At 40.6% G+C, this 17,951-nt stretch carries 1 protein-coding gene; it reads right to left on the reverse strand.

What is annotated here, in order from left to right; translation table 11 throughout:
- Nucleotides 1–30: 30 nt before the first annotated feature.
- Complete coding sequence (locus tag QP953_RS26420; protein ID WP_309553421.1) at nt 31–17,727, reverse strand: gliding motility-associated C-terminal domain-containing protein; 17,697 nt, start codon at nt 17,725–17,727, stop codon at nt 31–33.
- Nucleotides 17,728–17,951: the final 224 nt, after the last annotated feature.

A 17,951-nucleotide genomic window follows, 5' to 3' on the forward strand; every position in this document is an offset into this window, starting at 1 on the left:
TGAGATTCAATCTCACTAGCTTTTTTTCTCTTATCGTCTTACTTCAACAAAACCTTGGAAACGCTGGCCGTCTGCTAATTCCATAATATAGAAATAAGTTGCATCTGGCACAGGAACACCATTATGAGTTCCTCCCCAATCGTTTTTATAATTATCATTCTCGTACATCAGATCTCCCCAACGATTATAAACAGCAAACTTAGTTCCTTCCAAACCATCTAAACAAGGTACAATGAAAGTCTCATTAGCATCGTCATTATTAGGTGTAATCATATTCGGGAAGTTGCATTCCGTCCCACCTTGCACATCTATTGTAACCAAAGCGGTATCACAGTAAATAGCTGGACAATTCGGATTACACAGTTGATAAATAAAACGTTGATCTACTAAGACATCTTGCAAAAACAAATCAAATTCACCTGTTCCCAAATTATCTAGTGTACCGCTAGCGATGGATTCTGATATTGTAATTACCCAATTATTATTCAGCCCATCATTCGGAGTAACATCAATCGTATTACCATTGCTATTATAAATAACTACAAAACTATCGGCATTAGCAATTGGTGCAGAATCCATCGTAATCACTATCGTGTCTGAAGAGTAGTCTCTACAAGCACCGTTTGACAAGGTCCAAATAAATTCATTTGACCCTAGACTTAAGTTTAACAACTCTGTTCTAGTACTTGGAGGTGTCACAATAGTTGCCGTCGTTGTTGTTGTCCACATTCCTGTCCCTATACTTGGTGCTGTTGCACTAACAATCGCCGTATCAATTCCACAGATGACAAAATCTTCTCCTGCATAGGCAGCATCTGTAGGTAAAGTACTTACTTGAACAATTACTTGATCCCTATCATAATCTCGACAAGGTCCATTCGATACCGACCAAGTAAAGGTGTAGGTAGAATCTAGTTGTAGCCCTGTTGCCGTAGTCATCGCTGCATTAGGATCTGTAATAACAACCCCTGCACTAGATTGATTAAACGGCTGTGTCCAACGACCTGTAGCTACATTCGGCGCTATTGCCATCAGTTGTGCTGTATCCTCGTTACAAAGATTAATATCTAAACCTGCATTGGCAGTATCTACCGAGAAGGTTGGCGTGACGATAATCAATATAGTGTCTATAGAATAATCTGCACAGCTTCCATTACTCAACGACCAATAAAACGCTACCGTATCTGTTGGTATATTTACAATATTAGAATTACTCAATGTAGGATTTACGATAACTGCTGATGAATTACTAGACCAAACTCCTGTGCTAAAAATTGGATTGTTTGCATCCATTGTAACAGAATTACCAGTACACAAAACAATATCTGGACCAGCATAGGCTACCTCTGGAGGTAAAGCATTAATAGTATATTGAACGTCATCAGTGCTAAAGTTGGCACATCCAAAAGTGGACAATGTCCATGTGAAGGTGTACACTTGCCCTGCTTGAATTCCTGTTACAGAAGAATTAGGATTCGTAGGGTTCGTAATTACAATACCTTGACTCGCCTGCCCCGCAGATTGTGTCCAAATTCCAGTACTTGTTGTTGGAACTGCTGCTGATAACATAATCGAATCTACTCCACACAAAACTTCATCATATCCTGCAAAAGCCAAGTCTGTACTTGCTGGTGAAATGATTACCGTAACAGAGTCTACAGAATAATCAACACAGGCTCCATTTGACAAGGTCCAATAGTAAGTGGTTGTGTCTTCTGCTATATTTACGACCAAAGAATTAGGATCAACAGGTGTCACAATTGTAGCGGTGTCATTGGTTGTCCAAAAACCTGTCCCTATCGGCGGAGCTAGCCCATCTAATTGTACAGCGTTGCCTCCACACAAGATAGTATCTTCTCCTGCATAAGCAACATTGGTTGGCAAGACATCAATCGTAATTAATACCTGATCGGAAGAATAATCAACACAACCTCCATTCGTCAAGGTCCATGTAAAGGTGTAGGTTACCCCTGGCATTAAATTGCTCACAGTAGTTGCGGTATCTGTTGGATTATCTATTACAGCACCTAAACTTGCTTGCGAAGGCGTTTGTGACCAATAGCCACCTCCTACACTTGGTGCAGCAGCATTTAAGGTAACAACACTTTGTGCGCAATACGCAGAATCTAAGCCTGCATCTGCCACATCTGAAGAAGGAGTTGTCACGGTGACAATGACGGTATCACTATCATAGTCTTGGCAAGTTCCATTACTCAATGTCCAGATAAAAATGTTTTGTCCAGCACTCAAACCAGAAACAGTTGAATTAGGTTGTGTTGGATTACTTATCGTAGCACTTGAAGTAGTAGTCCATAATCCCATCGCAACCGTAGGTACTGATGCAGCGAGGTTAGTGGTCGTTGCTACCCCACATAAATTAATATCATTTCCTGCAAAGGCATTGTCTGGTGGTGTTGCATTAACCGATATTGTTGTAACATCACTAGAATAGTCTTGACAAGTTCCATTGCTCAACGTCCATGTAAAGGCATAGGTTGTTCCCGCATTTAGACCAACGACCTGTGTATTCGGATCATTTACGTCTACAATAACCACTCCTTGTGCCGCTTGTGCTGCTGTTTGTGACCATGTACCAAATCCAGAACTAGGCATTGTTGCCCCCAATGTCAACGCATTAACACTACAAACAACTTGATTGTTGCCTGCTTCTGCTGTATCTGTCGTTGTTGAAACGACTACCAAAACACTATCTGTAGAATAATTCTGACAAGTCCCATTGCTTAATGTCCAAACAAAAACACTTGTATCTTGTGGCAAGTTAATGACCGTTGTATTTGCTAAAGTAGGATCAATGATCGTTGCTGACGAAGTACTGGTCCACATCCCTGTACCATATTGAGAAACAAAGGCATCTAGATTTGCCGTATTTTGATTACACAATAAAATGTCTACTCCTGCATAAGCATTATCAGGAGGCGATACATCGACATTAATTTGAACCATATCTGTACTATAATCTGTACAATTTCCATTACTTAGCGTCCATGTAAAGGTATAATTATTTCCTTGCTGCAATCCTGTAACTGTCGTATTTGGATTCGTTGGATTCGTAATAACAATTCCTTGTCCTGCTTGACTAGCACTTTGTGTCCATTGTCCTGTTGCAGTACTTGGATTAGCAGCAGTTAGGGTAGCACTAGTTTGTCCACATAAGTTTTGATCTAGCCCTGCATCTGCTACATCTGTGCTTGCTGGTGTTACCTCAACAACCATAGAATCAACTGAAAAATCTATACAAGCTCCGTTGCTCAATGTCCAATAGAAAGTACTTGTTCCTGTTGGCAAATTGTAAACTGCCGAGTTGGCTAGATTAGGGTTGGCAATAGTTGTTCCAGAGTTGGTTGTCCAGAAACCAGTAGCACTATTTGGTGGCGTAGCATCTAAAGTCGTCGTGAAACTATTACAAAGATTGATGTCATTTCCTGCAAACGCTGCGGTGCTTGGTACCTGATCAACGATTGCTGTAGTAGTACTTGAAGCAGCACTTGAACAAGAATTGAGAGTTGTGATAACATAATAGTCGCCAGCATCTGCCACAGTAGCCCCAACTATCGTTAAAGTCTGTCCTGTTCCAACTGACACGTTAGAAGCATTAAACCATTCATAGGTCGTTCCTGCTGCGCCAGCATTGGCTGACAAAACAATATTACTTCCTTCACAAATAGGTGTATTATTAGATACAATCAAAGGTGTAGTTGGTGTTGGATTAACAACAACTTGAAGACTCGTGTCTTCTGAACGACAACCATTCGCATCTATAACATACAAACTATATTTTCCTGAATCTACAACAGTAGCAGCATTAATTACAGTTGGACTTTGCTGGTTAGAACTAAAACCATTGGGACCTGACCATACGTAAGCACTCGCATTTGTTGTTGTCGTTAAGACAATTGCATCTCCTTCACATACCGTAATATTTGACGGCACATTTGGAGTTGTTGGCGTTGGGTGCACCACTACAGTTGTCGCACCAGCAGCCGAAGTACAGCCATTAACAGTAATAACTAAGTAGAAAGTACTATCTGTTGTAATATTGTTAATCGTTGGATTTTGGCTTGTTGCAACTAAGATAGTTAGTGCAGCATCTGCATACCACTCATAAGTCGCACCACTTATAAATGAAGTTGATAAATTCACAGAACTTCCTCGACACACAGGTCCATTATTAAATACGGCTTGTGCTGCTGGAATACTGTGAATGGTTACAGATTCTGGGTTTGACAAAATAGACTGACAACCATTCGCATCCATCGTCATTAAAGCCCAATTTCCATCTTGGTAGAACGCATTAGATGGCAAAATAACCAACGTATTGACCGTTGTCAAAGTATCTGCACCATCAGGTGCCACCCATCGATAAGTTGTTGCGGTTGCAGTTGTACTTAGTACCAAACTATCTCCATCACAAATAGCGCTATTACTACTCAATACAGGTTGTACAGGATTTGGGTGTACACTAACTTGAACACTAGTATCTCCACTTGGACAACCATTCGCATCTATAATAAATAGAGTATAAGTTCCAGAATCTACCAAGCTTGCACTCACAACGGATGGATTTTGAAGATTGGATGTAAACCCATTCGGTCCTGTCCAATTATACCCTGCTGCGACTGTAGTAGTACTCAACACAATATTGTCTCCTTCACATACTGCAAAATCTGCTGGCACAGCTGGAGTAGCTGGAACAGGGTATGTGCTGACAGTAGTTGACCCCGCTAGAGAAGAACAACCATTTACAGTAACTACTATGTAGAAAGTACTGTCTGTTGTAATATTACTAATCGTAGGATTCTGATTAGTTGCCACTAAAGTAGTTAACGTAGCATCTGCATACCATGCATACATAGCACCACTAACAGTAGTTGTTGACAATTGTGCAGTACCTCCTATACAAATAGGTCCATTATTAAAGGCTGCAGGAGTACTAGGTATTGGATTAATATCAATAGTAATGGTATTCGACTCTGAACGACAGCCTGTAATCGTATCAATACAGATCATATACCAATCTCCTGACAAATAATTTGAATCTGTAGATGGAATATTGGTCGTACTTCCTATGGTCCAAAGGACATTATTTCCTCCTGGTGTTCCTAAAGTACTTTGACTATTTCCATTCGGTCCTATCCATTGTGATTGTCCACAATTCGTGCTAGAACTCAATGTCAATGTATCTCCGAAGCAAATAGGACTATTGCTTGTAATCGTAGCAACAGGTGGGTTGGCATTTACTGTAACTTGTACAGAAGTATCCAAACTTTGGCATCCCCATGTATTGGTTACATATAGATGATAACTTCCTGCATCTACTAAAGTAGCATTCACAACACTTGGGCTTTGCAAATTAGACTGGAATCCATTGGGTCCTGTCCAAAAATAGCTGGTTGCATTCGTTGTTGTTGTTAATACAATTGCCTCTCCTTCACATACTGCAAAGTCCGCAGGCACATTTGGAGTAGCTGGAGTTGGATAAATTCTAATGATCTCTTCAGCAGGCAATGACAGACATCCATCGATCCATACCACCAAACTATAAGCTCCTGTATCTTGAACAGTTGCATTAGGTAGTACCAAAGAAGGAACAAAAGTGGTATCCAAATTACCATTAGGTAAGGTCCATATATAACGCACGTCTGTTCCAAAATAAGCTTGAGTTGTTAATGTCAAATCATTAGTCCCTTCACAGAATGGAGCATTGTGTGCAATAGTAGGTGTTTGAGGCTTCGGATAAATGGTTACCTCAACCGTAGAAACAGCTTCACACCCTAACGAATCCGTTACAGTCAAAATATAACTTCCTGCATTGAATGGATAAATATTTGGAATGACAGGATTCTCTAAATGAGAGGTAAATCCATTCGGTCCTGTCCACCAATAGGTTGCAATTGGTCCAACGGCATTCGCTTGCAAGAATAAAGTATCTAGTTGACACAATGGTGTATACGTTGGATTTGGTATTACTGGTGTTGGATTAACAACAATAGTTGTAGAGTCCGCCAATGAGGTACAACCGTTTATCGTCGCGACCACATAGTAGGTCTCAGAACTCATCATACTAGAAATGATGGGAGTTCTAGATGTAGAAATCAATGTTGTTAAAGTAGCATCACTGTACCAACGGTACGACGCTCCTGTTATAAACGTAGCACTCAATTCTCCATCTTCTCCAGCACAGATTGGTCCATTATTAAACGCAGAAACAACTGGTATTGGATTTATCTCAATAGTAATAGTATTTGATTCAGAACGACAACCTGTAATCGTATCAATACAGATCATATACCAATCTCCTGATAAATAATTTACATCTGTAGACGGAATATTCGTAGTACTTCCTATTGTCCAGAGAACATTATTTCCTCCTGGTGTTCCTAAAGTACCACTGCTATTTCCATTTGGTCCTATCCACTGTGACTGACCGCAATTCGTGCTAGAACTCAAAGTCAATGTATCTCCGAAACAAACAGGACTATTGCTTGTAATCGTAGCAATAGGTGGGTTACCATTTACTGTAACCGTTACCGTCGTATCACCACTCTCACAACCATTCCCATCTACAATCGACAAGGTATATACGCCTGCATTCGATGCGGTCGCATTGGTGATTACTACTGGATTTTGAACGTTTGAGGTGAAACCATTCGGTCCACTCCAATTATAACCTGATGCTACCGTACTTGTACTCAATGTTATGTTATCTCCTTCACATACCGCAAAATTGGCGGGTACATTTGGTGTTGCTGGTGTTGGATGTACGATGACAGTTGTCGAACCAGCTACAGAAGAACAGCCATTTACCGTCACTACTAAATACCAAGTCGTATCCGTGCTGATGTTAACAATCATCGGATTTTGAGCCGTAGACACTAAGCTCGTCAAACTAGAATCGCTGTACCAAGCATAACTAGCACCCGATACCGTGGCTGTACTCAAATTTGAATTCCCTCCCTCACAAACTGGTCCATCGTTAAATACCGCGGGTTGTGCTGGGTTCGCATTGATAACTACTGTCGCTACTGACGATGACATAGACGTACATCCTGATGCATTGGTTGTTACCAACATCCAATCACCCGATTGATACAAGCTATTATTAGAACTTATTGACAAGATATTTGTCCCTGTTGTTATCCTTGATCCATCTGGCGCAATCCATTCATAACTCGTTGCCAACGCTGTTGTACTCAATTCTAAAGTATCTCCAAAACAAATCGCAGAATTGCTGCTGAGTACAGGCGTCGCAGGTATTGAATCTACCGTAACCGTTACCGTCGTATCACCACTCTCACAACCATTCCCATCTACAATCGACAAGGTATATACGCCTGCATTCGATGTTGTCGCATTGGTAATCACTACTGGATTTTGAACGTTTGAGGTGAAACCATTCGGTCCACTCCAATTATAACCTGATGCTACCGTACTTGTACTCAATGTTATGTTATCTCCTTCACATACCGCAAAATTGGCGGGTACATTTGGTGTTGCTGGTGTTGGATATACGATGACAGTTGTCGAACCAGCTACAGAAGAACAACCATTTACCGTCACTACTAAATACCAAGTCGTATCCGTGCTGATGTTAACAATCATCGGATTTTGAGCCGTAGATACTAAGCTCGTCAAACTAGAATCGCTGTACCAAGCATAACTCGCACCCGATACCGTGGCTGTACTCAAATTTGAATTCCCTCCCTCACAAACTGGTCCATCGTTAAATACCGCGGGTTGTGCTGGGTTCGCATTGATAACTACTGTCGCTACTGACGATGACATAGACGTACATCCTGATGCATTGGTTGTTACCAACATCCAATCACCCGATTGATACAAGCTATTATTAGAACTTATTGACAAGATATTTGTCCCTGTTGTTATCCTTGATCCATCTGGCGCAATCCATTCATAACTCGTTGCCAACGCTGTTGTACTCAATTCTAAAGTATCTCCAGAACAAATCGCAGAATTGCTGCTTAGTACAGGCGTCGCAGGTATTGAATCTACCGTAACCGTTACCGCCGTATCACCACTCTCACAACCATTTCCATCTATAATCGACAAGGTATATACGCCTGCATTCGATGTTGTCGCATTGGTGATTACTACTGGATTTTGAACGTTTGAGGTGAAACCATTCGGTCCACTCCAATTATAACCTGATGCTACCGTACTTGTACTCAATGTTATGTTATCTCCTTCACATACCGCAAAATTGGCGGGTACATTTGGTATTGCTGGTGTTGGATGTACGATGACAGTTGTCGAACCAGCTACAGAAGAACAACCATTTACCGTCACTACTAAATACCAAGTCGTATCCGTGCTGATGTTAACAATCATCGGATTTTGAGCCGTAGACACTAAGCTCGTCAAACTAGAATCGCTGTACCAAGCATAACTCGCACCCGATACCGTGGCTGTACTCAAATTTGAATTCCCTCCCTCACAAACTGGTCCATCGTTAAATACCGCAGGAGTGTCTGGATTGGCATTAATAATTACATTAATTGTATTCGATTCTGAGCGACACCCTGTTACAGTATCAATGCAGATCATATACCAATTTCCTGGCAAATAATTCGCATTGTTCATAGGTATACTTGTGGTACTCCCTATTGTCCATAATACGTTACTTCCGCCTGGTGTTCCTAAAGTACTTTGACTATTTCCATTGGGTCCTATCCATTGAGACTGACCACAACTTGTACTTGATGATAACACTAATGTATCACCAAAACAAATCGGACCATTACTAACTATATTAGGGACAGGAGGATTACTATTTACCCCCACTCGAACAGTTGTATCCGCAGAAACACAACCATTAGAATAAGTCACTACCAAACGATAAATACCCGAATCAATTAAAGAGGCATTGGTGATTGCTGCTGGATTCTGTAAGTTAGATGTAAAACCATTTGGTCCTGTCCAGCTATAGCTAGCTGCTATTGTTGTTGTTCCCAATATAATATCATCTCCTTCGCAAACCTCAAAATCTGCTGGCACATTAGGTGCAGAGGGTTGTCCAATGACATTAACCACAGTAGAACCTGCAGGTGACGTACATCCATTAACAGTTACTACTAAATAAAAAGTACTATCTTGTGTAATATTGATTGCCGTAAAAGAAGCTGTAGTAGCTACTAAGTTCGTCAAGGCAGCATCTGTATACCATTGATAAAATGCTCCTGGTGCACTTGGAGTACTTAAAGTAACATCTCCCCCTACACAGACTGGTCCATCATTAAATGCTGTTGGTGCTGCTGTACTGGAGTTAATAACTACCGATGAAGGTGCCGATGGCTCCGAAGGACAGTTATTCGCTACCTGCGTAATTAAAGTCCAATCTCCAGATTGATAATAAGTCCCATTTGTTGGAACAATCATCAAACTATTAACAGTTGTAATAGTATCAATTCCATTGGGGCTTATCCAACGGAATGTATCTGCACTCGCTGTGGTTGATAATAATAATGTATCTCCATCACAAATTGCAGAATTATTAGTTAACACAGGTGCAGCAGGTGCTCTGTTAACACCTACTACGACACTCGTATCTGCCGATTGACAGCCGTTAGCATCTACTATGAATAAGGTATAACTGCCAGCATCAGCTGTTGTTGCTGGTTGAATAACTGCTGGATTTTGCAAGTTAGAGGCAAAACCATTCGGTCCTGTCCAATTGTAACTTGACGCTACTGTCGATGTACTCAAAGCAATAGTTTCTCCTTCACAAACTACAAAATTTGCTGGAATATTTGGTGTTGCTGGTGTTGGATGCAACGTTACGGTAGTCGCAACAGCCGAAGATGGACATCCATTCACAGTGACAACTAAATAGAAAGTACTATCTGTCGTTATATTGGCAACTGTCGGATTCTGCTGAGTAGAAATTAAATTTGTTAAAGCTGCATCGCTATACCATTCATACAAAGCATTATTAATAGTAGTAGTGTTTAGTTGAACAGCATCACCACGACAAACAGGTCCATTATTAAATGCTGTTGGGTTCGTTCCATTATTAATAGTCACCATAGATGCAACCGACGCTGGCGATACACAACCTGCTGCATTCACAACAGATAACGTCCAATTACCCGATTGATACAAACTACTTGTTGGTACTATTGTTAATGTACTGCTTGCTGTTGTCGTATCTGCTCCATTTGGTGCTCTCCAAATATAAGAATTGCCCACCGCACTTGTACTCATCACTAAGTCAGCTCCATTACATATTGGAGAATTCGTTGTCATAGAAGGTTGAGCTGGTGCTGCATTTACCGTTACTTGTACGCTAGTATCTGCGGAAGAACAACCATTACCATCTACTATAGATAAGGTGTATACTCCTGCATTCGATCCTGTTGCATTGGTGATTACTACTGGATTTTGAGCATTCGAGGTAAAACCATTTGGTCCACTCCAATCGTAACTCGATGCTACTGTACTTGTACTCAATGCTATGTCATCTCCCTCACATACCGCAAAATCTGCTGGCAACGATGGGCTTGGTGTCAATGGATAAACCACTACTGTTGTAGAATCCAAAGCGGAAGGACAGCCATTTACCGTTACTAATAAATAGAACGTACTGTCATTCGTTAAGTTGTTTACTGTTGGATTTTGTAAGGTAGAGAATTGATTGCTTGTCCCTGCATCCGTATACCAAGCATAACTTGCTCCACTTACTGTTCCTGCACTTAATGAAGCATCTGTTCCTGTACATACAGGTCCATTATTCCCTGCACTTGCTGTTGATGGGATGCTGTTTATTTCAACCGCAGAAGCTATAGACGCTGGCGATACACAACCTGCTGCATTCACAACAGATAACGTCCAGTTACCTGATTGATACAAACTACTTGTTGGTACTATTGTTAATGTACTGCTTGCTGTTGTCGTATCTGCTCCATTTGGTGCTCTCCAAATATAAGAATTGCCCACCGCACTTGTACTCATCACTAAGTCAGCTCCATTACATATTGGAGAATTCGTTGTCATAGAAGGTTGAGCTGGTGCTGCATTTACCGTTACTTGTACGCTAGTATCTGCGGAAGAACAACCATTACCATCTACTATAGATAAGGTGTATACTCCTGCATTCGATCCTGTTGCATTGGTGATTACTACTGGATTTTGAGCATTCGAGGTAAAACCATTTGGTCCACTCCAATCGTAACTCGATGCTACTGTACTTGTACTCAATGCTATGTCATCTCCCTCACATACCGCAAAATCTGCTGGCAACGATGGGCTTGGTGTCAATGGATAAACCACTACTGTTGTAGAATCCAAAGCGGAAGGACAGCCATTTACCGTTACTAATAAATAGAACGTACTGTCATTCGTTAAGTTGTTTACTGTTGGATTTTGTAAGGTAGAGAATTGATTGCTTGTCCCTGCATCCGTATACCAAGCATAACTTGCTCCACTTACTGTTCCTGCACTTAATGAAGCATCTGTTCCTGTACATACAGGTCCATTATTCCCTGCACTTGCTGTTGATGGGATGCTGTTTATTTCAACCGCAGAAGCTATAGACGCTGGCGATACACAACCTGCTGCATTCACAACAGATAACGTCCAGTTACCCGATTGATACAAACTACTTGTTGGTACTATTGTTAATGTACTGCTTGCTGTTGTCGTATCTGCTCCATTTGGTGCTCTCCAAATATAAGAATTGCCCACCGCACTTGTACTCATCACTAAGTCAGCTCCATTACATATTGGAGAATTCGTTGTCATAGAAGGTTGAGCTGGTGCTGCATTTACCGTTACTTGTACGCTAGTATCTGCGGAAGAACAACCATTACCATCTACTATAGATAAGGTGTATACTCCTGCATTCGATCCTGTTGCATTGGTGATTACTACTGGATTTTGAGCATTCGAGGTAAAACCATTTGGTCCACTCCAATCGTAACTCGATGCTACTGTACTTGTACTCAATGCTATGTCATCTCCCTCACATACCGCAAAATCTGCTGGCAACGATGGGCTTGGTGTCAATGGATAAACCACTACTGTTGTAGAATCCAAAGCGGAAGGACAGCCATTTACCGTTACTAATAAATAGAACGTACTGTCATTCGTTAAGTTGTTTACTGTTGGATTTTGTAAGGTAGAGAATTGATTGCTTGTCCCTGCATCCGTATACCAAGCATAACTTGCTCCACTTACTGTTCCTGCACTTAATGAAGCATCTGTTCCTGTACATACAGGTCCATTATTCCCTGCACTTGCTGTTGATGGGATGCTGTTTATTTCAACCGCAGAAGCTATAGACGCTGGCGATACACAACCTGCTGCATTCACAACAGATAACGTCCAGTTACCTGATTGATACAAACTACTTGTTGGTACTATTGTTAATGTACTGCTTGCTGTTGTCGTATCTGCTCCATTTGGTGCTCTCCAAATATAAGAATTGCCCACCGCACTTGTACTCATCACTAAGTCGGCTCCATTACATATTGGAGAATTCGTTGTCATAGAAGGTTGAGTTGGTGCTGCATTTACTGTTACAACAGTACTAGCAGCAGGCGAGGTACACCCATTAAAATCTTGAACTACTAAAGTATATGTTCCTGCGTTTGCTGAACTAGCGGGACTAATAACTGTTGGATTAGGAGAATTGGAACTAAATCCATTTGGTCCTGTCCAGTTATATATGTTAGCGTTCGTAGTTGTAGTTAAAGCTATTCCATCTCCTTCACAAACACTAAAGTTAGAAGGAACATTAGGCGCAATAGGGTTGGGTCGAACCACTATATTGATGGAATCTGCCAAAGATGTACAACCGTCAACAGCAACAACAACACTATAAAGTCCGCTGTCTGCAACCGTAGTATTGTTTATATTTAAACTAGGCACTCCTGTTGTCACTACTCCTGTTGGAGTTGACCAAGTATATTGAACTGTTGTTCCCGTATAACTTCCTATATTCAATTGAATATTATCACCCTCACAAACAGGTCCATTGCCTGTTATCGTTGGAGTAACAGGTCGTTCGTCAACTGCTACTTGTACAATCCCTGAATTACTACAACCGTTAGCATCTGTAATACTAACTGTATAGCTTCCTGCATTCAAAGCCGCAGAATTAGCTATAAATGGATTCTCTAAATTAGAAACAAATCCATTTGGTCCTGTCCAGTTATATATGTTTGCAGTTGCATTGGCAAATAAGAAAATTGTATCCCCAGAGCATAGCGGTGTATAACCAGGACTTACTGCCGCAGGATTAGGGTTAACTTGCACAACCGTAAACCCAGTATCTGATAAACAGCCATTTGAGCTAACCTGCACATAGAAGGTGTCTGGTGAATTACTTGCCAAAAGACCACTAATTACTGGATTTTGAGTTGATGCTACTAAGTTGGTTAAGTTGGCATCGCTATACCAAGCATAAGTGCCACTACTAACTGTATTCACCATTAGTGTAACATCCTCTCCTTCACAAATTGGTCCACTATTAGAAGTCATTGGTGCTATTGGAGTGCCATTGATAATAACATTTGCTGCTGTAGAAGGCTGAGAGGCACAACCATTCGCATCAAATACAACCAATGTCCAATTCCCTGGTGTATATAAAGGGTTGTTAGGTTCTAAAGTTAAGGTATTATTTGTAGTAATCGTATCTTGACCATTTGGTGCCATCCACTGATACGTAATTGCTGAAGTGCTAGAAGTCAAGATGATGTTTTCATTGCTACATATTGGTGTATTGCTTGCAATGCTGGGTTGCGCAGGTCTTGGTGTCACTGTCAAATTAGATGATATAGGATCTGAATTACACCCTTGTGCATTGGTTGTAAACAAAGTATAACGTCCTGCATCAGCTAAAGTAACTGGGCTAATCAAAGGCGTTGTTGCAGAGTTAGCCGTAAAACCATTCGGTCCTGTCCAAGTATAGTTATTAGCAATTGTAGAAGTTGAGAATTGAATGCTTGTGCCTTCACAGATTGTCGTATCTCCTGGGCTAATATTGGGTGTAACTGGTTTTGGTCTTAACTGCAAAGAGAAGAAATTAGACGTATCAGTAATACAACCATCCAATTCTACATATACAAAATAAGTTCCTGTATCTGCGGTTGTAACAGGATCTAATACCAATTCATAATTGTTGAATCCCGCAGGCACACCAGGACCTGTCCAATTATAACGCACCACATTTCCTTGATACTGCTGGACTGTTAACACCACTCTATCACCCTCACATAATGGTGTATTGGCTGTGATAAAAGGATCAAATGTATTATCAATAACAACATCTAAATCTGCACAACTATCTTGCGTATATGTATTGGCTGCTCCACCTAGATTTCCAGGGTTTCCTGTTCTTTGTACTCCTAGATTAGAAGAGAAAGCTGTTGGCATATTGGGTTCGTCTACCTCTGCAATACTTTCCCATACTAGATTTGCACAATTGGTCAATGTAAAACAAGGTGTGATTGAAGAAGAAGCTTGTACTTCAAATGTAATGCTATATACTTCACCTACATTAATAGTATCCCAATGTGCCGTAATGGTTCCCCCTCCATTTGTTGGTGGTGTTGTAATACTGGCTGTTCCACCAGCCGAAAAACCAGAAACAAAGGTCATCCCTGTTGGTAATATATCAGTAAGACTTACATCAAAAGCTGGCGCAGAAGAAGTTCCTGGATTTCGAACCGTTAAGGTTACAAAGGAGTTGTTTCCTGGCAAGACTTCATCTGGTGTAAATGATTTCGAAATTTCTAATTGAGGTTCTACAATTGTAACAAAAGGGGCACGATCGTTAATGGAAGAACGATCTCCTGGAGTATTCGGATTATCCCATGATAATACCGCTCTATTTCGCACTCGCTCTCCATCAAAATTAGTTACATGATTGATCACAATTGTTCTATAGTAAACTTTTATGGTATCTTCTATATTGTCTGTATCCAAGTTTTGAAGATTTCCAAAATCTAACGTTAAGACTCGATCTTGTTGTTGAGGGTTTGCGCCTAAATTGGTAATAGTTGCCCCACTTTGTACAGCAGGAAATCCTCCACCTATTGATGTAATAATATTGGTGCTACCCGATGAATTACAAATAACAATAGAATCTACAGCAACAAAAGCTAGTCCTTCATCTACTTGGTCTACTAGCGTAACATTGTTCATATTTCCTTCAGGAATATTCAACTGCAACTCATATGCAACCACTTCCCCTATGCTAGCTTGTGTATTGGTATTACTATAATTAGGAAATATATAATCGACAACTTTATTCATAGTTGGATCTGCAATTCTTCCGTTTGCATCGTCCTCTACTGGCGGAAACTTAACCCCTCCTCTAGTTGAAGACCAATCTACTTCTGCTGTATTATCAAACCGTGTTCCTGCTTGAATTCCAGCTACGGCTTCACAAACATAAGAAACGGTTATCAAGTCATTGTTATTGGGAGCAGTTGCAAATGCAATAGAATCATTAGGAGCTACTAAATCGATGGTTAATGTATTACCAACAAAACCACCAGAAAAGGCAAGTGCATTATTACTCCCATCAACAACAGGATTGGGAGCGACCAAAGCACAATTGGTTAACTCAGGTGGTGCAACATCTCTTACTTGGACATCATATCCTGGAGCCCCCCCTACGTTTTCAATCGTTATATCAAAAAACAATTGATCTCCAGCACTCACATCTGTTGCGTTTCCATCTGGCGGAACGACAGTTGGGCTAATCGTAACATTAGGGTTATCAGAAGAAACTATTCCCTTGGTCAACTCTAGATCAGGCGCTCCTACTTGTATCAACGTTAACGCACTGCTAGTAATGTCATCTGCGGTAGAGTTATCACTATTAACTTGCATAAAATTGGAATGGAATAATCCATCCGCAAACGGCAATGTTGTAATTGGTATATCTATCAATAAAACAATATCTACACAACCTCCTGTTACCAAATCTGAAACATCTCCAAAATCTAGAATCAAGCTATTGGTTGGTATATCTCTAGTATAGGTAACAGGCGCAGTATTCCAACACGTAGCAGGATCAAAACGCACATCTGTACCAAATGTTGCAGCTAATGAAGCAACATCATGGATAGGAAGTGGAAAGAAATCCGTGATGACCACATCATCCAAATCCAAAGAAGGAATTTGTAGTTCTAAACGGTATTGAACGACATCTCCAGGCCACCACTGCCCATTTCGACCAGGTCCTGTTGGAGGTGAATTGTTGACTGTTTTTTGGAAAAAAATATCGATAACATCAATTGGAGTTCCTGCCGATGTTGTACATCCTGTTGCTCCCTCTACTAGATCGTAGGTTAAAGTAGAACTGTGTGTTAATCTATCTCTACTCAAAACAGGATCCCCATTTGCATAAGTCTGATTAACATCTGCGGTGTATTGCAATGAGGGAGAAGCACAAGGCAAAATATTGGCTCCATTTTGAGTATGCACATCAACAGTTACCGTTGATCCTGTCCCTGGTCCTGGAACAATAACAACATTTCCTGCTGCAACAGGAGTTCCTGCCCATGTTAGACTAGCAGGGTTGTAAATCATTCCATCTGGAACAATAAATGTAATAGAAGCCGCTGTTAAACCCGCGGTATATTCTGTTATTTCTGCTCCTATTGTGTACAAAACAGTTTGTCCTATTGTTACAGGCGATACCGTGTTGTTCGTATGCCCCAATAAAACATGCTCTACGTGCGTTACAACAGTATCACTTTGAGAAGGATTTCCTGGCACATTAACTGTTGCACCATTATTAATATCTGTATCGTCACAAATGGTTTCATCTAAAGTATCTGAAACCGCAGCATCAAACGTCACTTGCATGTCAATATTTGCTGTCGAACCAGGGTAACTACCATTGCAAGTAACCGTCAAAGTACCTCCTAGTCCTCCTACTGTTGGTTCAACAGCCGAACAACCTGCTGGCAAACTAATATTTCCAAAATAAGCCAACTCTCCTGGAAGTACGTCTGTAATTGTAATAGGTCCATTTAAGGTTCCAGCAGCGGCAATATCTATATTGAGTTCGTATTGATGTATATGACATAAACTAGCGCCGCCTCCTGGCACTTCATTGTATACACCATCAGAACCATTTACTTTTTTATCGAATCGAAATAAAATAGGTATAATCGGTTCACATTCATTTGCACCTGCAATTGGTCCGTTATCACCCGTTGGTGTGTCTCCAAACTCATATACTCCTTGAGTACAAATATCAACAGGCACTCCTATGGTTGCAGCGGGATCTACCGTCATACAAACCTCACTAATCAACGATACTCCTCCTTGAACCATAGAACCGACGGGGTATTCTAATAGAATAACCGTACTACCTACTGGCGCAAAAATCGTATCATTCGTCGTTGAGTTGCTATTGGATTGAGCAATTGGGTCAATCACAAAATTATTAGGAGCCCCCGAAACAATAACTCCTAAGTTTTGTACAGTTTGAATAGAGCCACCAAAACTAGCATTGTCAAAAGTAAATCCTGTTGGTACAATCAGACGAACATAAGGTCCATATCCAGGAGCACCTGTATTGACAAACGTTACTGGAAAACAAACTTGTTCACCAATAAAGCCTTCTGCGGGCGTTGCATTTGTTAGCGTTGGTGTTTGAGCTTGTACAAAGCTTGTCATCCAACATAAAAAACCATACAATATCCATTTAAATGAGTGTCGTTGTATTTGCATAGAATGGTGGTTTGAGTTGTAAAATATGATTACCTATCCCATTTATATTGAGTAGAGATCAATAAATAGGAATAGAGAAATTAACTGATTTTGAAGTATTGTGCGGGAATGCAAAGAAAGTAATAAAAGAAGTGTTTTTTTAAGGTAGTACTTTTCTAGTAAAAAGAAAATTTTTTACTATTAATTTTATAAAAATATAAACTGATCTTTAAACGAATACAATA

Origin of the sequence: Aureispira sp. CCB-E (genome assembly GCF_031326345.1) — a bacterium.
GTDB lineage: Bacteria > Bacteroidota > Bacteroidia > Chitinophagales > Saprospiraceae > Aureispira.

Excerpts from the sequence above, each read along its gene's own strand:
- QP953_RS26420 (WP_309553421.1), bottom strand. The coding sequence starts at position 17,727 with ATGCAAATACAACGACACTCATTTAAATGGATATTGTATGGTTTTTTA.